Below are 20,277 nucleotides of genomic sequence, written 5' to 3' on the forward strand. Positions count from 1 at the left end.
CCGGGTGCGGCGTGACTCCGACCGAACCGTTCGTGTACGGCGACTCCCTCGGCAACAAGGTGGCGGGCGCACAGGTGTACTTCCGACTCGACCACAGGCCGTTCAAGGTGTTGCGTCCCGGTCCGCGCGACCGAACGCCCGGCGAACGGCTCGATCTGCTGTTCGCCGGGCCGTCGGATGTCGAACGGGCCGCGGGCATCACCACCGCGCTGCCCGAGGGCTATGTCGTCGTCTCCCCGCTCCCGTCGCCCTCCGACAGATCGCTGCCGCAGATCGTGGTGGTCGACGGCGCCGACGGCCTCAACGGGTTCGGCTGGGAGGCGGGCGGGCAGATCGCCTGCACGGTGGCCAACGGCTGGGTGTCGTTCACCGTGGTGGTGCGCGATACGGCCGGTGGTGAACGGGGACCGTACGACTGCAAGTAGATCTGCGGACTTCCGTTGATCCTCGATCCGCTGCGGGTCGCGCACCACCGGCAGGCTGACGACACCGGACGGGAACCCGGATCGCCCAGAGCAATCGGATGACGTGGCCGCCGCGGGGGCCGACCGCTCCCATGACGGCAGTACCGGGCGAGTGACCACATCCGATCGGGTCGATGCCTGGTGAACCTGCCGATGGAGCAACTTCTCGATGCTGACATGCCTCCACGACAACATGAGTGCACTTCTGAATCGCCCAACCAACGGTCACTTGCCGTGTCACCCGTCACATCAACTGGATGCGGGGCATCCAGTTCGCCATGGCAAGCGTGTACTCGAACGCAAGGCCCGCAACGACTACAGGAGATCATCATGAAGAAGTCAACCATGCGGCAAGCACTGACGGCAGTGGTGTTGGCCGGTGCCGCAGTACTCGCCACCGTCGCGCCCGCCAGCGCCGACGTACGGCCGACGCGGCCGTGTGCGGGAAGCGAGCTTTCCGTTGAAATCGCCGAGGGTTACTCCCCGAGCCCCGACACCAGCAGGCTGTTCATGATCTTCCTCAAGGGTCACGATGGCGTGAGCTGTCTGCTCAGCGGCGCGCTGGACTACATCCGGTTCTACGACACCTCCGGACGTCCACTGGACGTGCGGTTCAGCGACAAATACGCGGTGGCACCGTTCGAGCAGGTGTGGGTGGACGACTACCGCCGCGCCGCCGTCTACATCTGGACCTCCGTCGGTAGCAGCGGCCTGCCCATCGGCAGCATGGCCTTCAGCGTGCCCACCACGCCTGAGGTCGAGATGACGGCGCCGTGGCCGTCGCCGGTCGACGGACCACTGCGCATCATGAAGATCATGGCGCCGGTGAGCTGACCGCACTGTGACCAAGGGCCCGATCGGCGACACCGCCGCACGCCGATCGGGCCCGCCCGCAGAAGCTGCATACCAACTCGCCCAACGACTTCACCGTCGGTCTTGTGAAAATGGCCGAACGCAATCCGGTCGTCATTGATGCAAGAGTAGATCTGAAGCTAGGACTGTCCTGTGCGAGACAAGAGCGACCGGTCGCCCTTCGGGGAGTTGCTGCTGGGGTATCGACGCGACGCGGGGCTGAGCCAGGACCGGCTCGCGGGAATCCGCCACTCGCGCTGCGGATCGCAGGCAACAGGCTGGCGAGCAGGCCGAACTGGCCGTTGGGCTACCTGGTCGGGCAGTTGCGGGATGAGCGCACTCGGCTCAGTTCGCTGTCAGCGGGCGATCTGCAGGTGAGGTCGGCGTTCGAGGTCTCCTATCGCATGTTGTCACCCGATGGCCGTGCCCTGTTCCGCCGCCTGGCCGCTGTGCCGGGCATGGACTTCGGTGTCGAGGTCGTGTGGATCGCGACGGAATTGACCGAAGCGAAGACGCTCGTGCTGCTTGATGAACTGGTGGACGCGGGCATGTTGATGGCAGGACTGCAAGCCGGTCGGTTCCGCTTCCACGACCTGCTCGGCCTTTTCTCACGAGAGGGGTGGGAAGCGGAGGACAACCACGAGGACCGCGTCCGGCCGACCAAGGGTGTGCTTGAACACTTGGTGGGCATGGCACAGCAACCGATACTCGCTCACGTGAGGCCGACATGGACATGACGACGGTTGACCCGGCCGACTTGAGCGGGCGGGCACGGGCATGGGTGAGGCGCACCTACGGCGATCTCGTCGTGCTCGCCGACACCGAACCGATCCGCACGACCGACCGGATGGCGCTCTTCGGTTGCCGGTACGCGCATGCGCGGGAGCCGATGTTGGCGGCCACGGTCGGCGTCCCGACATACGGTCGCAGTCCTTTTCCGGTGGCCAACGCCAAGCCTCTTGACGAGGAGAGCAACCTGGCGTGGTCGCCCGAGGAGTCCGAACCGTGGCGGTGGCGGGTCAACGCCCGCAACAGCGTCGTTGCCGTCGACTCGGTGCTGGACGGCAGCCCCGCGTCCGCATGTGCGTGGCACCCGGCCGACGAAGCTCCTGGATGGTGGGACAGGTTGCTCTCCCGGCATTTCCCCGCAGCCGAGGTGGTCGGATGTTCGACCTGGTCGCAGGTTGGACAGGCCATTGTGGATGGTGGACCGGGAACGCGCGGAGTGGTGTGGCTGCGGCGCCACCTCGCCGGTCAGGAGCTGACCGGCCACCTGTTGTACGCCCGCCACGACGAGGAGACCGGGCAGGCGGCCGTCGTCGATCCGCTGACCGGCACCCTGGCAGCAGTAGATGATCGTGAAGTCGACAGCCTTGTGCTGGCGCGGTTCCACCGGCCGATCCCTCCACCGGACATGCGTTCGATCACTCCATGGGTCGCGTCTGCCACCGACTTCCGGGCCGCGGTGACGAAGGCGGAGAGTTGGCTGGACTTCGTGTACGGGGGGCAGGTCACGCTGGTCAGCCCGGATCCGGCTGACGAGACCCGGCGCGGATGGTTGTTCGCCTGCACCACGGTGCGCTTCCACGAAACCGGTGACTGGCGCCACCAGATGCTCGATGCCGCGTTGGTCGTGCCGAAGGCTGTCGGGGAGACGCCGTTCGGGTTGCCCAACCACGACCCGTGGAGGTGGCTGCGGGAATGGAACGCCGGTGCCGCAGGGCTGCCGGCGCCACCGACGCCAGGAGAGGTGTTCTGGTTCAGTTCGATGTACGAACAGGTCGGCAGGTTGCGCGGCGGGACCCCGCATCCGCACTGGGTCGGCGCGCTGGAGGAAATCAGGGGTTTTCCCGGTGACTCGCTCGCCCTGATCTGGATGCGCCGCGAAGACGCCCAGGGCCGTGAGACCGTCGGGCAACTGTTGTGGGCGGTCAGCGAGGACGACGAGGTCCACGTCACGGGCCCGGCCACGGAAAGCGGCTCGCTCCCGGTCGACGACCATCCCTTCGAACTGCGGGTGTTCCGGATCGGGAGCCCGGCGTGACGGTATCGACGCTGTGCCGCTCGTCCTCTCCACGAGTGGTGCGACACAGCGTCGAGGTCTCTTGGTGAGGTTCGAGCGGCCAGCGACGAGATGCCCCCTCTCCCGCCGAGCGTCGCAGGCATCGGATTCTGGTCCTGCCGCAGGAAGATCCCACCCGTCTCCGGCGACCCCGCGACATCGCGGCCCACTTCGGTGACACCTTGCAGGAGGACGGAAATCCTTGACCACCCGGCCTTGGGTGAAGTCCCCTCAACGCCCGTGCCAGACCCTGGAACTGGGGGCGCCCGGCACAAAAACCCAAAAAGCTGCGGCGTCGGTTTGTTCACCACCTTTGAGGGACGAAGCACTAGCAGTTGCCGTCCGACTCCCTCAGACCCGTGTTGGCGCCCGCCGTGCGGCTCACGATGTTCGGCACGCAGTTGCCCTGGTCGAGGGTGAAGCTGTAGGGCACGGAGACGGTGGTGGTGGACTTGACGTCCGGACCGGCGGGCTTGTGATCGCTGCTCGGGGCGGACCACGTCACGTTGTCGAAGACGTTGCCGCTGACCTGCCAGTAGCCGGCCTCGGTGGTGTAGAAGGTGCCGAGGACGTCAAGGGAGTTCTTGAAGTAGTTGTTGTCCACCTTGGCCTTGGCACCGGCGCGCGAGTTGATGCCGGACTTGGCCAGGCCGACGTAGTGGTTATTGTACATGTGGGCGGTGCCGCCCCGCAGCAGAGGCGCACGGGAGTCGATGTTCTCGTACAGGTTGTGGTGGTAGGTGATGAACCCGTTCGAGAGGTCGCTCTCACTGGACCCGACCAGCCCGCCGCGGCCGGAGTTGCGCAGGATGCTGTAGGACAGGGTCACGTACTGGGTGTTGTCCTTCACGTCGAACAGGCCGTCGTAGCCTTGCTCCTCACCACCGGACGCCAGAAGGTTGACGTGGTCGACCCAGACGTTGCGGACGTCGCTCTCCATCCCGATGGCGTCGCCGCCGTTGGACGTGGGAGAGCCAGACTTCTTGACGTTCCGGACGGTCACGTTACGGATGATGATGTTGCGGGACTCGCGGATGTGGATGCCCAACTGGTCGAAGACGGCTCCGGCTCCGGCGCCGATGATGGTGACGTTGCTGATCCGCTTGAGCTCGATCACGCCGGCGGCGGTTTCGCAGCTGCTGCCCGAAACCTTGGCGGTGTTGCCGTGGTTGATCGTGCCCGAGACCTCGATGACGATCGGCGTGCTGCTGCTCGCCCGACTGCACAGGGCCTGGTGGATCTGGGTTCCCGTCGTGGCCCGAACCGTTGCCCCACCCTGGCCGCCGGTGGTCCCGCCGTTCTGGGACGCGTAGCCGGTCGCGGCGCCGGCCGCCGCCGACGCCGGTGACATCGCCAGCACCACGCTGGTCGAGGTCGCGACGGCCAACACGACCATGACCGCGGGGATCCGCCATGCGACTGATCGTTTCATTTCGTCTCCTGCGTCTTCGAAGGTGGACGGGTGTGACCGCACTCGGCGGCGTGGCCGGTCGGCACTTTCGAAACAGACCGACGCCTCTGCCGCACCGGTTGATTGCGCTGATCGCGGTGGCGGCCGAATCAGCGCCACTGGGAGCGCTCCCAGCAAGTATTGCGCAACGTTGTGCGATGGGCAATGAAATTCACGGTCATGAGCACCGAATCCCTTGATTGCACGATCCCGACGCGACTTCCCGGTGACCACTCGACTGATTCACGGATACGAACAAGGGGTTTGCGGAGCATTGGCTTGATGATTTGTCCTTCGACGGGGAGGCAGTACCGGGTGTGGTCGCCGGCGCGATGACGGGACGCCCGACTTCAGCACTCCGGTCGCACTGGGCACCAGGCTCGCGGTGCGCTCCGGCGAGCCCGTGCCGTAAGCGCAGTGGTCCCACTCGTAACTGGTGAACCCCGCGGTGGCCGGCTGCTGAGCTTTCAGCACACCGCGGATCAGGTGAGCGCGAGATCGGAGGTGGGGAACGTGCCGTGGCTCGGGTTGACGTCGACCTCGCCACCGCGGCCGTCGCATCCCCTGTCGGGGTTGAACGCCGAGTAGGTGCCCGCGGAGCAGGGGATGGCGAACTCCGCGTCGCCACCCACCACGACGTTGCCGGACAGGTTCGCGCCGTCCTGGACCAAGGCGTTGTCGCGCACCACGGCGTTGCCACCGACCGTGCCGCCGTTGACCCAGCCCAGCCCCTCGATCCGGGCGTTGCCGGTGACCGTCGCGCGGCCCACTACCGCCGCCTTCGGACCCACGTAGACGGTGGATGCGACAGAGGCGGTGTTGGCGACCCACCCGCCGCCGTTGGCGTGCCAGTGGCCGCCGCCGGTCGGAGCGGGCTTGACGTAGCCCGCTTCGAAACCTGACGGGGTGGCACCGGAGACGCGGAACTCGTAGGGGTAGCGGCGCGCCTTGTCGTGGCCGTCGAGGAAGGCGTAGTGGGGCACGGTGTTCGGTGTGCCGGTGACCACGAGCCAGACCTCACGCTCACCGGGTTGGAGCTGGAAGGTGATCTGGCCGTCGACCCCGACCGTCACCGGCGAGTAGCGGGGCACGCCCTCGCGAACCGCGACCAAGCCGAACGCCCAGCCACTCGCGCCGGTCTCGGCATGGCCCTTGACGCGGACCTTCACCAGCGCGCCCTCGGAGGCGGCCGTCAGCTTGACCTTGTTGAAGCCGTAGTCCGACGGTGCGACGCGGGTGTTCATCCGGAAGTGGCCCGCCGCGAGGTCGACCGGTTCGACCGAGCCCCCGTTGTAGGCCTTGAGGAAGCCGGAACCGTAGACGTTGTCGATGAAGGGCTTGAGGGTGGCGCGGTTGCCGAAGTCCCAGGTGACGTTGCGCGTGGCGTACTCGCCGATCCGCCGGTTCAGCTCCGCCTGGGTGATGCCGGCCAGACGCCGGTAGACCTCCAGCGGGTGCTCGTCGGTGCGCGCCTCGTTCCAGATGCGGTTGACCATCGCGAGGCCGTCCCGGTCCTTGACGTACTGCATCAGCATCCAGTTGCCGTAGTGGTGACGGCTGGAACTCCAGTACAGGTTCTCCGACCTCAACCACCGGGTCAGGTCACCGGCCGCGGTCGTGGGCAGCGCCTGCATCGCCATGAATTCCGCGCTGGTCTCCCAGAACGTGCCCGCGTACGGCGCGGTGAGCCCGTACCCCGGACGTCCCATGGTGGTGTACGCCTGGAACACGTGGCCCAACTCGTGCGCCAACCCCCACGAACCGGGTAGCGCCGCGCCCGGAGCGACGTTGATGACGCCGACTCGTCCGTCCACCGACCCGCCTGTCGCCCACGCGTCCAACGCGGTGCGGTTCCACGTGCGGGTCACGATGACGATGATCTTGTGTTGCGCGAGCAGTCCGGTCTCCGGCGTGAACCGCATCGTGTTCACGTAGAACGAGTACAGGTTCTCCAGTTGCGTGATGACGCTGTTGGGGTCGAAGTTGTACGGCGAGGGCGCGGAAACCGGGTTGGTGCCGGACCGCTCTCCCCACAGCAGGATGAAGTTGGTGGACTCACGGGTGCGCTCGGACGCCCAGGGCACCTCACCGGTCTGCGTCCACCTCGCCGGGATGTAGACCGACTTCGCCACCGCTTGCGCGGTCGCGGATCGCACTGGACCCGCGATCATGAGCACCACCATCACCAGTGCCAACCGTTTCAGCACTCCAACAGTTCTCATCATCTCAACGCGCCTTTCGACGTGGGTGGCAACGATCGACGTGGATTGGCGCGAGGCAGAATCGCTCCTGCGAGGAGGGTGATGGCCGAAACCCTTTTCGGCAAGACCGCAGCCGGGCTTCGACCGATCGAGTCGAATGGCTCGGCACATTCGACTCGAATAGTCGAATACAGGTCGCGGACACGGAGGTGGTCATTCAAGGTCGACTCCAATGATTTCGGTGACCGACAGCGACCTTCCGAAAAGAAATTGGTCTGGACGGATGGCGGGGTTTGCTCTATCCGAGTGAATGAAACTCCTCCAGAGCGCACGGCGATTGACAGCGCTCCCATGAGAACGCGACGGTACGCACGCTCTCTGGGAGCGCTCCCAGAGATCCGTCAGCCCTTGGGTGTCCTTCGCACAAAGGAGTACCGATGTCGGGTAGAACTGTGCGGCGACGCGCCGTGCTCGCCGTGTTGGGATCCGCAGTCACCCTCGTGTGCGCCGCCTTGGTCGCTGCCACGGGTTCGTACGCGAGCAGCACCTCAGCGGCCTTCGCCTGCAAGGTCGACTACACCGCCAAGGACTGGGGCTCGGGCTTCGGCGCCGACGTGACGATCGGCAACCTCGGCTCGACGGCGGTCAACGGATGGACGCTGACCTACACCCACACCGGGAACCAGACCTTGCAGCAGGGCTGGAACGGTGTCTGGTCCCAGTCGGGCAAGTGGGTCACCGTCACCAACACCACGTGGAACGCGGCCATCCCCGCGAAGGGAAGCGTGAGCGCAGGCGCCAACTTCGCCTATAGCGGCACCAACGCCACCCCGACGGACTTCGCGGTCAACGGCGCCGCTTGTACCGGCACTCCCCCGACGACCACGACGACGACCACCACCACCACCACGACCGGGCCACCGCCGACCTCCGCGCCCGCGCTGAAGGTGTCGGGCAACAAGCTGGTCACCGCGAGCGGGGCGACCTACCGGTTGCTCGGCGTCAACCGCTCCAGCGGCGAGTTCGCGTGCGTGCAGGGCAAGGGCGTGTGGGACGGCGGCCCGGTCGACCAGGCTTCGGTGACCGCGATGAAGGCGTGGAACATCCGCTCGGTGCGGATACCGCTGAACGAGGACTGCTGGCTGGGTCTGTCCGGTTCACCCAGCGGCTCGACCTACCAGCAGGCCGTGAAGGACTACGCGAACCTGCTGGTGGCCAACGGGATCAACCCGATCCTGGACCTGCACTGGACCCACGGCCTCTACACCGGCACCACCTCGGCCTGCTCCGACGTCAACGCGATCTGCCAGAAGCCCATGCCGAGCATGCAGTACACGCCGACGTTCTGGACCCAGGTCGCCAATGCGTTCAAGGGCTCCAACGCGGTCGTGTTCGACCTGTTCAACGAGCCCTACCCGGACGCGGCGAACAACTGGTCGGACATGGCGGCCGCGTGGCGCTGCCTGCGCGACGGCGGCACCTGCACCGGTTTCAGCTACGAGGTCGCGGGCATGCAGGACCTGCTCGACGCGGTGCGCGCGACCGGCGCGACCAACGTGGTCATGTCCGCCGGGCTGACCTGGACCAACGACCTGAGCCAGTGGCTGACCTACAAGCCGAACGACCCGACCGGCAACCTGATGGCCTCGTGGCACTCCTACAACTTCAACGCCTGCGTGACCACGTCCTGCTGGGACAGCCAGATCGGCGCGGTGGCGGCGCAGGTGCCGGTGCACGCCGGTGAGATCGGCCAGGACACCTGCGCGCACGACTACATCGACCAGGTGATGACCTGGCTCGACGCGCACCGCCTCGGCTACACCGCCTGGACCTGGAACCCCTGGGGTTGCACCGCGGGCAACGTGCTCATCCAGGACTACAACGGCACGCCAACCGCCGGCTACGGCGAAGGCTTCCGCGCACACCTGCTCACCGTCACACCGTAGTCACCCCGGCACGGCTCGGCCTGCCACCCATCAGTGGCGGGCCGAGCCTCCACAAAGGACATGGTAATGCGTCGAAAGTTGCTCCTCCACGCCCTCGTCGTCCCACTGCTTGCGGCGCTCACCTTCTCGGTGACCGTGCCGGCGCTTTCGATGTCCGCGCCCAAATCCTCAGCGGCGGCTGCGATTCGGATCATGCCGTTGGGCGACTCCATCACCGCGGGCCCCGGCTGCTGGCGCGCCCTGCTCTGGGACCAGTTGCAGCGCAACGGATACACCAACATCGACTTCGTCGGATCTCAGCCGGGTGGCGGGTGTTCGGTACCGCACGACGGCGACAACGAGGGACACGGCGGCTTCTCCGCCACCGGCATCGCCGATCAGAACCTGCTGCCGCCCTGGTTGGCGGCGGCCCGGCCCGACGTGGTCCTGATGCACCTGGGCACCAACGACATGTGGGGCGGCCACATCCCGCTCGACGCCGTCCTGACCGCCTACACCAAGCTCGTCGACCAGATGCGGGCGAACAACCCGGCCATGAAGATCCTAGTCGCGAAGATCATCCCGATGGAACCCAGCGGCTGCGCCGACTGCCCCCAACGGGTGGTGGCGCTCAACAACGCGATCCCCGGTTGGGCGGCGGGGAAGAGCACCGCGCAATCACCGATCACCGTCGTCGACCAGTGGACCGGGTTCAACGCAGCCACCGACACCAACGACGGGGTGCACCCGATCGACTCCGGCTTCCGCAAGATGGCCGACCGCTGGTACCCCGCCCTGGCCATGGCCCTCACCGGCACAACGCCTCCCCCGACCACCACGACGACGACCACCACTCCACCGCCCACCGGAAGCTGCACGGCGACCTACCGCGTGGCCAACCAGTGGAGTGACGGATTCCAAGGCGAGGTGACCGTGCGCAACACCAAGGCGACCCAGACTTCGGCCTGGACCGCCACGGTGCGCTTCGCCAACGGGCAGCAGCTCACCCAGGTCTGGAACGCCACCGCCACCCAGAACGGACCGACGATGACCGCGCGCAACGCGGACTGGAATGGAATCCTGGCCCCAGGCGCCTCAACCGGGTTCGGCTTCCAGGCGAATTGGACGGGGACCAACGCCCTGCCGACGGTCGACTGCACCGTGAGCTGACACAACCCGGTGACGCCCGCCGTCCGGAAAAGCACCTCACCGCGTGTGCCACCACCACTGGTGAGCGCTCGTCGCGTCGCCGATGACGACTTCGCGGCCTGAGGTCGTCGTCCTCTTGAACCGGATGCCCTGATCCCGGACCACGCTTTGGGTTCAGGGCGTCCGGTGTCCGACAAGGCGAGTACCCCGAACAGTCAGCAGGAACGCAGTTGAGCCTGCCCCGCTCACTGAACCGACCTCCGGCTGATGACCGCTACAGCCACCTCCACAGATCCCAGCGCCGCGACCACTCCAGTCGAATCCATTCGACACTATTCTCCGCAAACTCGAATCAATCGACCGAAAGGCCCATCCGAACACCACTGAAAAGCAATCGACAAAACCACGTATGTGAACCGGTTCTCATATGTGATGCGACGTTGACACGTCGGAAACACAAGTCTTATGGTCCGAATCAGGAAAGTGCTTTCCCAACGCCGCCGCCGTTGTGGAAGCCGCATTCTCGAAAGGACCACCCGCATGTGGACGCACGTCGGGCACGAACGCGCCCTCGCACGGGTCGCGGTGATGGTCAGGGCTGAGGCAAAGTCGTGTTTCAGCTGGCTGAGATCAACTTGATGGCTCGTTCGGGCCTTCTTCCCATATGACGTACGGCTTTGGCGATGTTGGTGTGGCCGGTCAGGCGTAGCAGGCTGATGGCGAGATTGCGCAGGCTGGCCATCATCCTGGGCCCGCCGCCGGTGCGTGCCCGAGAGGCATCTTCGCCCATCGTCACGTCGCGGACCCAGTGCAGCTTGTTCTCCACGTGCCAGTGCCCGCGGATGTAGCGGGCCAACTCGGCGGGCTGGGCCTGCGCGGCGGTCAGGGATGTCACCGCGTACACCGTCTCGCGGCTCGCGCGCCTGGTGCTGCCCTTGCGTTTACGGGTCCGCACTATCCGGACGGCCTGGGCGGCGTGCGGGAACAGGATCCCGGCGGCGACGGTGACGACCTTGTAGGTGCGGGTGACTACCCGGCCGTGGCCGGTGTCGGTCTCGCGGTACCCGATCGGCACGTCCTTCCACGGCAGGCCCGCCAACTGATCGCGCAACGCCTTCTGGTTGCCCTTCACGGTGATCACGTAGTGCGCGCCACGGCCGTGCAGGTACTCGGCATGCCCGCGTTGCGCGTGCAACGCGTCGGCGGTGACGACGAGACCGGTCACATCGACGATCGTGTCCAGAAGTGCTGCGAACATGGGGATCTCGTTGCTTTTCTCCGCGATCTCGACCTGGCCCACCGTGACCCCGCTGTCGTGGTCCAGGCACGCCATCACCATTCGCGCGCGCTGCTCGCCGTGACGGGAACCCCGCAGCGCCTTACCGTCGACCGCGATCGCGCGGCGCCGCCGCCTGCCCGGCGCCCCCATCCACGCTGCCTTGACACGCCCGGACAGCCAGACGCCGATCGCGGTGTCGAACCCGTCACCGGTCAATGCCGAGAGCGCCCGCCGGATCGTGGACGCGTTCGGTGCGCCGATCCCCATTCCGCTCAGCGTGTCCTCGGCCGCGTCCGCGGCCCATTCGGCGATCGCGGCGAACGACCGCGCACCGGAGACCACCGCGCACACCGACACGAACAGGATCGCCGCGAACCGATACCGCACACCCCGTTTCCTGCGTGGATCCGGCACCGACTCCAACACCTCGAGCAACCCGGTCCGCGCCTGCGGCGCCACCTCGCCCAGCGGGGCCAACTGGCGTGACAGGACAGTGATGGGAGACGATGACACGGCAGGCACGGCGGAGCTCCGAAGATCACGATGGCGTAGGAACCTTCATGATCGACGGTCCTGTCGTGCCTGCTCCGGACTACCCGATCTTCGGTGTGTCGCAACCCGAATCAGCAGGTCAAGCCACTGGTAGTCGACTTTGCCTCAGCCCTGCGGTGATGGTGGCCGTGGTGGTCGGGGCACTGCCGCCACCGCGGCCGGGCCTGCCGCCGACGGATTCGCCGGGGTGACCGCGTTGGATCAGGGCGGGACCACCGGCGGGGCGGGAGGTGCGGTGGTCGCGGCGACGATGACCGCGCAGTTCCTGCACCACATCGCCCTGCTCGAACCACTGGTGGTGCAGGTCCGCGGCACGATCGCATTGTCAACCGGCACCAGCGACGGGATGCACGACGTCGCCTCCGACAAGACGATCGCCGGGCTCGGCGGTGACACCCGACTGGTCGGCGGTGGGCTGAACATCGGGCTACCGGCGGACGACGACGTGACCTCGCCGCCCGCGAACGCGGTGCACAACGTGATCATCCGGAACCTGCCGATCACCGGCGCCACCGACGACCTGATCAACGTGCAGATGGTCAGCCACCACAGCTGGATCGACCACAACGACTTCTCCGACGGTGACGACGGAGCCGTCGACGTCAAACGCGGGTCCGATTTCCTCACCGTTCCCCGGAACAGGTTCCACGACCACGACAAGACGTTGTTGCTCGGGCACGACGACGACAACTCGGCGCAGGACGTCGAGTGCAACCACGAGATCGAGGTGCGCGGGTCCGTCGTCGAGCCGCGCACCTACTACGCCTGCACACCGCACCGGGCCGTCGAGGTCCCGACCACCGTGCCCGCCGGTGCGGGTGTCGGCCGAGTCTGAGGAGGACGAGCATGAGCAGCATCAGCCGACGGGCGCTACTCGCGAGCGCCGCCGCGACAGCGCTGGCCACGACCACCAGGTCCGCGTGGGCGGCCCCTCCCGCCACCGCCGACGGCTTCGCCGGGGTGAACTCGCTCGGCCAGAACGGCACCACCGGCGGCGCGGGCGGCCCGGTCGTCACGGTGCGGGACGCGGACGCGTTCCTGGACTACTGCGACCGCAACGAGCCGTACGTCATCCAGGTCGACGGGGTGATGCGGATCAGCAGCAAGCAGGGCGTGCGGTCGAACAAGACGATCATCGGGCTGGGGTCCACCGCCGAGATCACCGGCGGCGGCCTCGACCTGTACCGCAGGCAGAACGTGATCATCCGCAACCTCCGGTTCACCGGCGCGGACGACGACGCGATCAGCATCCAGCAGTCCTCGCACCACGTCTGGATCGACCACTGCGACCTCAGCGGCGGCGCCGACGGGCTGGTCGACATCGTCCGCGGCGCCGACTACATCACCGTCTCGTGGAACCACTTCCACGACCACAGCAAGACCGCGCTGCTGGGCCACTCCGACTCCAACGCGGGCCAGGACACCGGCAAGCTCCGGGTGACGTTCCACCACAACTTCTTCGACGGCACCGCCCAACGACACCCGAGGGTCCGCTTCGGCGAGCCGATCCACGTCTACAACAACTACTTCCGCAACAACACCCTCTACGGCGTCGCGTCGACCGAGAACGCGGGAGTCCTGGTCGAGGCCAACTACTTCGAGGACGTCCCCCACCCGATCTACTCGGGCTACGACGAGAGCGGGCCGGGGCGCGTGGTCGAGCGCGGCAACGTCTACGTCCGCTCCGGCACCCCCGAGACGCTCGGCACCGTGGTGGAGCCGCGCACCTACTACGCCTACACCCCCGACAGCGCCGCCAGCCTGCCCGGCACCGTTCCGGCGGGCGTCGGCGTCGGCCGGATCTGACGAGACGCGGAGGACCACCATGAGCCCCATCAACCGACGGCGGCTGATCGCGGGCGCGGCGCTGACCGCCTTCGCCGCCACCGCGCCGCGCGCCGCGTGGGCCGACCCGGACGCCGACGCCGTGGCCGACGGCTTCGCGGGCGTGACCGCGCTGGGCCAGAACGGGACCACCGGCGGCGCGGGCGGCCAAGCCGTCACCGTGACGACCGCGCAGGCGCTGCGGGACTACGTCGGGCGCAAGGAGCCCTACGTCATCTCGGTGTCCGGCCGCATCGAGGTGGACGACATGCTGACCGTCGTCGCGAACAAGACGATCTTCGGGATCGGTTCCACCGCCGAGATCACCGGCGGCGGGCTGCAACTGGGTTCGACCACCCGCCCCGGCAACAACGTGATCATCCGCAACCTGCGCTTCACCGACGCCTCGGACGACTCCATCAGCGTCACCAATTCCGCGCACCACGTGTGGATCGACCACTGCGACCTGTCGCGCGGCTTCGACGGTCTGCTCGACATCAAGCGGGAGTCCGACTACGTCACGGTGTCGTGGAACCACTTCCACGACCACAGCAAGACCGCGCTGCTGGGCCACTCCGACACCTACACCGCCGACCGCGGCAAGCTGCGCGTCACCTACCACCACAACTTCTTCGACCGCACCGACCAGCGGCACCCGCGCGTGCGGTTCGGCGAGCCCGTCCACGTCTACAACAACTACTACCGCGGCAACTCCCTCTACGGCGTCGCGTCCACGGAGGACGCCGGGGTGCTGGTCGAGGCCAACTACTTCGAGAACGTCGCCTACCCGGTGCTGTCCGGCTACGACAAGAGCGGACCGGGCCGCGTCGTGGAGCGCGGCAACGTCTACGTCGGCTCCGGTACCCCGCAGACACTCGGCACCGTGGTCGAACCCCGCACCTACTACGCCTACTCGCTCGACAACGCCGCCGACGTACCAGCGCTCGTCACCGCGGGCGCGGGCGTCGGCCGAGTCCAACGGAGGACTTCATGAGCAGGACAAGCGCTCTCGCGCTCGCCGCGGTGCTCGTCGGCGGTGCCACGTCGGTGGCCACCGCGCCCGCGTCCGCCGCCGAGGCCGCGCCCATCGGGTTCGCCTCGGTGACGGCACTCGGCCAGAGCGGGACCACCGGCGGTGCCGGGGGGCCGGAGGTCACGGTCTCCACGGCGGCCGACTTCACCGCCGCCATCAAGGCCGACGGACCGCGCGTGGTCCGCGTGCAGGGCACGATCACGTTGGCGGCGGGCATGTACGACGTCTCCTCGGACAAGACGGTCATCGGCGTCGGCGCGAACTCCGGCATCACCGGCGGCGGGCTGAACATCGGCCTGCCGGTCAGCTCGGTGACCACGCCCCCGGCGAACGCCGTGCACAACGTGATCATCCGCAACCTGGTGTTCAGCAACGCCAACGACGACTCGATCAACGTGCAGATGTTCTCCCACCACGTCTGGATCGACCACAACGACCTGTCGGCGGGCAAGGACGGCCTGATCGACATCAAGCGCGGGTCCAGCTTCGTGACCGTGTCGTGGAACCACACCCACCACCACACCAAGAACATGCTGCTCGGCCACGACGACGGCAACGCCGCCCAGGACACCGGCTACCTGAAGGTGACCTACCACCACAACTTCTTCGACCGGACGCCACAGCGCAACCCGCGCACCCGCTTCGGCAACCCCGTGCACGTGTTCAACAACTACTACGTCGCCAACAGCGACACGGGTGTGGCGTGTCAGAACAAGTCCGGTTGCTGGGTCGAGGGCAACTACTTCGAGAACGTCGAGGAGCCGATGACCAACAGCTACGCGGGCCCGAAGGGCAGCATCGTCGAGCGGGACAACGTCTACGTCAACAGCGGTACACCGGTGGTGGGTGGCAGCGTGGAGGACCCGCGCGGCTACTACGCCTACACCCTGGACACGCCGGCGAACGTGAAGGCGCTGGTGACCCAGGGTGCGGGAACCGGCAAGATCTGAGCCCGTCGACGTGCGGGCGGCCCACAACCGCCCGCACGTCGACGGCAGGGGCATCGAACGCCGGCCGCCGCCGCTCCCGCGGTGCGCCGCCGCGACCGCGGCGGCCAAGTCGTCCGGAGCGAACAGGAACGGGGAGTGCGACGCCGGCAGTACCACCACCGTGGTCGCTCGGGCCGAAGCGGTGTCGATCTCCTCGACGAAGCGGCACTGCAACGCGGGCGGGACGACCCGGTCACTGGTGCAGACGACGTACGCAGGGGGCATCTGGCTGTAGCGCCTGCGGCATCGGCGGCGACTTCGAAGTGGCGAATGTCCCGACAGGACAGATCAGTACATCTGAGAAAACACTGCCACAGCAAGCCATTCATGTTCTCGTTCGCATCGCGCTGCCAAGGACTGTGCGGGTCGGCAAAACAGACCACGAGGCCGATGTCACCCATAAGCTCGACATGACGGGCCAGCTTTTTGCCCGCCCCCATGTCAACGGTCGCTGCAACAGCGCGGGCACGGACACAGTCGTCGAAGCGATCGCGCGAAGCGTCGCCTCAGCGCTGTGGCCGGCCAATGGCGGAACGTTGCGCACCCGCGGTTCGATGCCGTGTCCGGGCACGTGGGACCCGCAACGACCGGCCGGTGCGAAGGCATGCCACCGGTTCATGCGGCAGCCTGCCGCGCCCCTCGACGTAGAGCGCCTGGTAAATCGCCTCCGCGGAGATCCGCATCGAGGCGTCGTCCGGGAATTTCACCGGCAAGCGTGATGGAACCACCGGTTGCCGACCGCCTGCGACACACCGATCACTCGTCCCCGCGCACGCGGGGGTTCTCAGGAGGGCAAGCGCCGCACCTGCCGCTGAACGGCCCGGTCTACCCCATGACGGCGTTGACGAGTTCGACGGGCAGGTGACGGGTCCGATCACACAGGTGACCGGGCGCGAAAACCCTCTCGTCATCGCCGTCAACCAGCCTGAGCGCGGGACTGCACTCCGATCGCGCAACAGGGACCTTTCACCAGCAGGATCGTCGTGGAAGATCCCTGCTTCTACCCGAGGCCCGGTTGCTCTATGACCACGACCTGCATGACCTACTCCTCGACAACCCCACCCACCGCCTTGACTACGCGACCTTGGGGCCGCCGCGCCCCTCAATGGTTACCCCCACCTCGACGACCTTGCTGACGCACTCCGTCCCGTCTCCGCCGACCGAGTATCCACAAAGGACTTCCAGAGGGTGGGCGTGGCGCTCTCCTTCGCCGCAACACCTTGGGCCAGTCGGGTTAACTCTTCCTTGCAGAAAATGGGATTTTCGGTCGAGGTATCTCCCCGTGCCCGGTCGGCTCTGTCTTCAAGACGGCGTTCAACCGCCGCACACGAGGAAGGGCAACCTTGTTCACCTTACGCAAAGCGAGACCCAGAAGGATCATGACATTGGCGGTGGTCGTGGTCGCGGCCACGGCGTTGGCGCAGTCGGCGACGAACACGGCTGTTGCCGCACCGCGGGCCGACGTCGAGGGCGTCACGATGGTCAACGGCGCGGGCAAGACCATCACATTGCCTGCGAACGCGGCGACGGCGCTCCGCTCCGCCGCGGCGGGACGGTCCGGCAACACGGTCGCGACCAAGGCGGCCGCGACCAAGGCCGAGCCGGGGTCCGTCGGCACCGACTCGGTCATCGGAGCCGATGAGCGGGTGCAGGAATCCGTGCCCACCAGCTACCCGTGGGGCGCGATCGCGCACCTGCAAACCAACCAGGGCGGCTGCACCGGCTTCATGCTCAGCCGTGACGTGCTGGTCACGGCAGGGCACTGCGTGCACTACGGCGGCAGCTGGGTGACGTCGTACACCGTCACGCCCGGCCGCACCGGGAACAACGCGCCGTTCGGGTCCTGCAGCGGCGGTATCAACGACGTCTGGACCACGTCCGGCTGGATCAACGGCTACCCGTCCGACCAGGACTACGGCCTGGTCAAGCTGACCTGCGACATCGGCAACAACACCGGCTGGTTCGGCTGGTGGTACAGCACGGGCGAGAACCTGGTGAACCAGTACTTCTACGTCGAGGGCTATCCGGGGGACAAGCCCTTCGGCACCATGTGGTGGGACGGTGACAACTCATATTCGCAAACCGCCAACAAGCTCTGGTACTGGATCGACACCGCGGGTGGCCAGAGCGGTGCGCCGGTCTACCACTACAACTCCACCACGGCAGGGCTGTGCGGCGGCTGGTGCGTGACCGCCATCCACACCAATGGCGTGGCGGGCGACAACCCGACCAACAGCGGCACCCGGTTCCGGCCGGACGTGATGTCGTTCATCAACTACTGGATCTCGCAACCGTAGTGTGCCGAGGGTGTGGGCACGGGGTCATCCCGTGCCCACACCCGTGCAACCGAAGAGGGTCGATGTCCCGTCGCTTGTCCATGAGGCACACCGTGGTTTTGATGGCAGTCCTGCTCCTGACGTCCTGCGGGCGCGAGGCAGCCTCCACCGGGAGTGGCACCACCCCGCCACCGGCGGACCAAGGCGCCCTGCGCGGCCGGTCGTTCACCGCGTTGGCCATCACCGACCAGGGGCGGCCGAGAGCACTCGTCGCGGACACACTGGTCAAGGTGCGGTTCACCGACGACGGACGCGTGGTGGTCAACGCCGGGTGCAACACCCTTTCCGGGCCGGTCACCGTGGACGGCGGCACGCTCCGAGTCGCCGACATGAGCGTCACCGAGATCGGCTGCGACCCAGCACGGCACGAACAGGACGAGTTCCTGGTCGACCTCTTCGCAGGCAACCTTGATTATCGGCTCGACGGCGACCATCTCGTCCTCGGCTCCTCCGATCGGGGACTGGAACTGAACCAGGAGCGGACACTCCCCCTGATCGGCACGGTGTGGAAGGCCGACACCGTGATCGAGGGCACGATGGCAGGGGCGGTTCCGGCCGGAGTCCACGTCACGCTCGTGTTCGGCCCGGACCAGGTGGAGATCTCCGGCCTGTGCAACCTCGACCGGGCCGATTACCGAACCACCGGGCCCACGATCACCTTCCGGCCAGGCCAACTGACCCGCAAGGCATGCCAGGAGGACATCACGTCCCTGGAACAAGCCACACTTGCCGTGCTCGACGGCGAGGCGACCTACAGCATCGACACCGATATGCTGACCCTCACCAAAGGTGACAGAGGTCTGCGATTCACCACCGAGGGCTGACTGACCACGCACCTGTGCCTGCTATGGGCTGTCAAGTACCGGGTTTGGTGGAGACTGGATTAGCTGGTTTCCAGGGTTGCGGTGACCGGCTGGGGCATCGCGTGTAGCGCCTCGTACTCTGCGGGCGGCACGTGTCCGAGTTCGCCGTGAAGGCGACGGTTGTTGTACCAGTCGATGTACTCGGCGGTCGCGATCTCCAGATCGTGCAGATCGCTCCGGGGTCCGTGGTGGCGGACGAGTTCCGCCTTGTACAACGAGTTGAATGCCTCAGCCATCGCGTTGTCGTAGGAATCTCCCTTACTGCCAACGGATGCGACCACGTCGGCCTCGGCCAGGCGCTGGGTGTAGCGCACCGATCGATATTGCACTTCGCGGTCGCTGTGACGGACCAGACCGGTCAGGTTGGCGCCGGTGGCCTGGCGGCGCCAGATCGCCATCTGCAACGCGTCCAGTGCCAGGTCCGTGTAGAGGCTGGTGGCGACCTGCCAACCGACGATCAAGTGGGAGAACACATCGAGCACGAACGCCGCGTAGACCCAGCTGGCGGCGGTGCGCACATAGGTGATGTCCGCAACCCGCAGCTCGTTCACCTGCGTGGCTGTGAAGTCACGTTTCACCAGGTCACCTGACCTACCGGCCTCCGCTGCCGGTCGTGTCGTGCGCGGAGACCTGTCGCGCGGCAGGCCGCGCAGCCCGCTCTCGCGCATGAGCCGCCCGACGGTGCACCGGGCCACCTCGACGCCGTGGCGGTTCAACTCAGCCCAGACTTTCCTGGCCCCGTAGGCGCCGTAGTTGTCCTCGTGCACCCGCTCGATCGTCCCGGACAGCTCCCGATCTCATGCCGCACGAGCCGATTCCGGGCGGGACCTGGCCGCGTAGTACGTCGACGGCGCGATCCCCGCGGGCGTCTGCTCGAGCGCCTCCAGGACCGGCTGGACACCGTGTTCCTCCCGCTGGGAGTCGACGAACTCGACCTTCAGCGCGACGGACGGTCCGGCTCCGCCGCAAGGAAACTCGCCGCCGACCTCAGGATCTGGTTCGCCGCCGCAGTTCGCGGTTCTCCCGCTCCAACCCCGCGACCCGCTCCGCATCGCCGGTCGTGGTGCCGGGCCGGTCCCCGGCGTCGATCTCCGCGCACATGACCCAGGTCCGCAACGCCTCGGGGTGGATCCCGAGCTGATCGGCGATCCGCTTGATCGCCCCGGTCGCCGCGGCCGGGTCCCTCCGGGCCTCCACGACCATCCGGGTCGCCCGCTCACGCAGCTCATCGGAGTACTTCTTCGGTGGCGCCACCACTCCTCGCCTTCCCGGGTTTGATGGTCTCCATCAAACCCGGT

At 67.0% G+C, this 20,277-nt stretch carries 16 protein-coding genes and 1 pseudogene; 13 read left to right on the forward strand and 4 right to left on the reverse strand.

Features of this window, described 5'->3' with window-relative positions; all coding sequences use genetic code 11:
* The first annotated feature begins 11 nt into the window (after window positions 1-11).
* The 4 genes from RM788_RS05355 (at window position 12) to RM788_RS05370 (ending at window position 3,360) form a co-directional block, all read left to right on the forward strand.
* The gene (locus RM788_RS05355) at window positions 12-425 is read left to right on the forward strand and encodes a hypothetical protein (RefSeq protein ID WP_315930382.1); all 414 of its coding nucleotides are present in this window, start codon (window positions 12-14) and stop codon (window positions 423-425) included.
* Between the two features lie 369 nt (window positions 426-794).
* Window positions 795-1,298, forward strand: a complete 504-nt coding sequence (locus tag RM788_RS05360) for a hypothetical protein (protein ID WP_315930383.1) — start codon at window positions 795-797, stop codon at window positions 1,296-1,298.
* A 320-nt stretch (window positions 1,299-1,618) separates the two neighbouring features.
* On the forward strand, window positions 1,619-2,053 hold the full coding sequence (locus RM788_RS05365) for a hypothetical protein (protein WP_315930384.1): 435 nt from the start codon (window positions 1,619-1,621) through the stop codon (window positions 2,051-2,053).
* Window positions 2,044-3,360, forward strand: a complete 1,317-nt coding sequence (locus RM788_RS05370) for a YrhB domain-containing protein (protein WP_315930385.1) — start codon at window positions 2,044-2,046, stop codon at window positions 3,358-3,360. The genes RM788_RS05365 and RM788_RS05370 overlap by 10 nt, the downstream gene beginning before the upstream one ends.
* 346 nt (window positions 3,361-3,706) lie before the next feature.
* Here the strand turns inward: RM788_RS05370 and RM788_RS05375 are convergent, their stop codons facing one another.
* On the reverse strand, window positions 3,707-4,810 hold the full coding sequence (locus RM788_RS05375; protein WP_315930386.1) for a pectate lyase family protein: 1,104 nt from the start codon (window positions 4,808-4,810) through the stop codon (window positions 3,707-3,709).
* A 500-nt stretch (window positions 4,811-5,310) separates the two neighbouring features.
* Complete coding sequence (locus RM788_RS05380) at window positions 5,311-6,999, reverse strand: DUF6055 domain-containing protein (protein WP_315930387.1); 1,689 nt, start codon at window positions 6,997-6,999, stop codon at window positions 5,311-5,313.
* A 467-nt stretch (window positions 7,000-7,466) separates the two neighbouring features.
* Here RM788_RS05380 and RM788_RS05385 point away from each other — a divergent pair, with 467 nt between their 5' ends.
* Window positions 7,467-8,975 (forward strand): cellulase family glycosylhydrolase, encoded by a 1,509-nt coding sequence (locus RM788_RS05385; protein ID WP_315930388.1) that lies wholly within the window; start codon window positions 7,467-7,469, stop codon window positions 8,973-8,975.
* A 192-nt stretch (window positions 8,976-9,167) separates the two neighbouring features.
* Window positions 9,168-10,124: a cellulose binding domain-containing protein gene (locus RM788_RS05390; RefSeq protein ID WP_315930389.1), complete on the forward strand. Its 957-nt coding sequence runs from the start codon at window positions 9,168-9,170 to the stop codon at window positions 10,122-10,124.
* Between the two features lie 595 nt (window positions 10,125-10,719).
* Here the strand turns inward: RM788_RS05390 and RM788_RS05395 are convergent.
* Entirely contained in the window at window positions 10,720-11,895 is a 1,176-nt protein-coding gene (locus tag RM788_RS05395) for an ISAs1 family transposase (protein ID WP_315920713.1), read from the reverse strand.
* A gap of 226 nt (window positions 11,896-12,121) precedes the next feature.
* On the opposite strand from RM788_RS05395, the gene RM788_RS05400 reads away from it, so the two are divergent.
* From RM788_RS05400 to RM788_RS05435, 7 genes are all read left to right on the forward strand, one after another.
* Complete coding sequence (locus tag RM788_RS05400; protein WP_315930390.1) at window positions 12,122-12,769, forward strand: pectate lyase family protein; 648 nt, start codon at window positions 12,122-12,124, stop codon at window positions 12,767-12,769.
* A gap of 11 nt (window positions 12,770-12,780) precedes the next feature.
* A complete protein-coding gene (locus RM788_RS05405) occupies window positions 12,781-13,740 on the forward strand; it encodes a pectate lyase family protein (RefSeq protein ID WP_315930391.1) in 960 nt (319 codons plus the stop codon).
* A 19-nt stretch (window positions 13,741-13,759) separates the two neighbouring features.
* Window positions 13,760-14,752: a pectate lyase family protein gene (locus RM788_RS05410; protein ID WP_315930392.1), complete on the forward strand. Its 993-nt coding sequence runs from the start codon at window positions 13,760-13,762 to the stop codon at window positions 14,750-14,752.
* Window positions 14,749-15,741 carry a pectate lyase family protein gene (locus RM788_RS05415; RefSeq protein ID WP_315930393.1) on the forward strand — a complete coding sequence of 331 codons (993 nt, stop codon included), beginning with the start codon at window positions 14,749-14,751 and terminating at the stop codon, window positions 15,739-15,741. The genes RM788_RS05410 and RM788_RS05415 overlap by 4 nt, the downstream gene beginning before the upstream one ends.
* Window positions 15,719-16,015, forward strand: coding sequence for a hypothetical protein (locus tag RM788_RS05420; protein ID WP_315935006.1), 297 nt, complete (start codon window positions 15,719-15,721; stop codon window positions 16,013-16,015). The genes RM788_RS05415 and RM788_RS05420 overlap by 23 nt, the downstream gene beginning before the upstream one ends.
* 1,156 nt (window positions 16,016-17,171) lie before the next feature.
* Entirely contained in the window at window positions 17,172-18,077 is a 906-nt protein-coding gene (locus tag RM788_RS05430) for a trypsin-like serine peptidase (protein ID WP_315934982.1), read from the forward strand.
* Window positions 18,078-18,289: 212 nt separating this feature from the next.
* Window positions 18,290-18,940, forward strand: coding sequence for an META domain-containing protein (locus tag RM788_RS05435; RefSeq protein ID WP_315930394.1), 651 nt, complete (start codon window positions 18,290-18,292; stop codon window positions 18,938-18,940).
* 59 nt (window positions 18,941-18,999) lie between these two features.
* Here RM788_RS05435 and RM788_RS05440 read toward each other — a convergent pair.
* Window positions 19,000-20,182: pseudogene (locus RM788_RS05440) on the reverse strand (IS3 family transposase).
* Between the last annotated feature and the right edge of the window lie 95 nt (window positions 20,183-20,277).

The sequence above is a fragment of the Umezawaea sp. Da 62-37 genome, assembly GCF_032460545.1.
Taxonomy (GTDB): Bacteria; Actinomycetota; Actinomycetes; order Mycobacteriales; family Pseudonocardiaceae; genus Umezawaea.

What these genes read in the sequence shown, in the direction of transcription:
- RM788_RS05360 (WP_315930383.1), top strand. Translation starts at nt 795, where the DNA reads ATGAAGAAGTCAACCATGCGGCAAGCACTGACGGCAGTGGTGTTGGCC.
- RM788_RS05370 (WP_315930385.1), top strand. Translation starts at nt 2,044, where the DNA reads ATGGACATGACGACGGTTGACCCGGCCGACTTGAGCGGGCGGGCACGG.
- RM788_RS05375 (WP_315930386.1), bottom strand. Translation starts at nt 4,810, where the DNA reads ATGAAACGATCAGTCGCATGGCGGATCCCCGCGGTCATGGTCGTGTTG.
- RM788_RS05380 (WP_315930387.1), bottom strand. Translation starts at nt 6,999, where the DNA reads ATGATCGCGGGTCCAGTGCGATCCGCGACCGCGCAAGCGGTGGCGAAG.
- RM788_RS05385 (WP_315930388.1), top strand. Translation starts at nt 7,467, where the DNA reads ATGTCGGGTAGAACTGTGCGGCGACGCGCCGTGCTCGCCGTGTTGGGA.
- RM788_RS05390 (WP_315930389.1), top strand. Translation starts at nt 9,168, where the DNA reads ATGCCGTTGGGCGACTCCATCACCGCGGGCCCCGGCTGCTGGCGCGCC.
- RM788_RS05405 (WP_315930391.1), top strand. Translation starts at nt 12,781, where the DNA reads ATGAGCAGCATCAGCCGACGGGCGCTACTCGCGAGCGCCGCCGCGACA.
- RM788_RS05410 (WP_315930392.1), top strand. Translation starts at nt 13,760, where the DNA reads ATGAGCCCCATCAACCGACGGCGGCTGATCGCGGGCGCGGCGCTGACC.
- RM788_RS05415 (WP_315930393.1), top strand. Translation starts at nt 14,749, where the DNA reads ATGAGCAGGACAAGCGCTCTCGCGCTCGCCGCGGTGCTCGTCGGCGGT.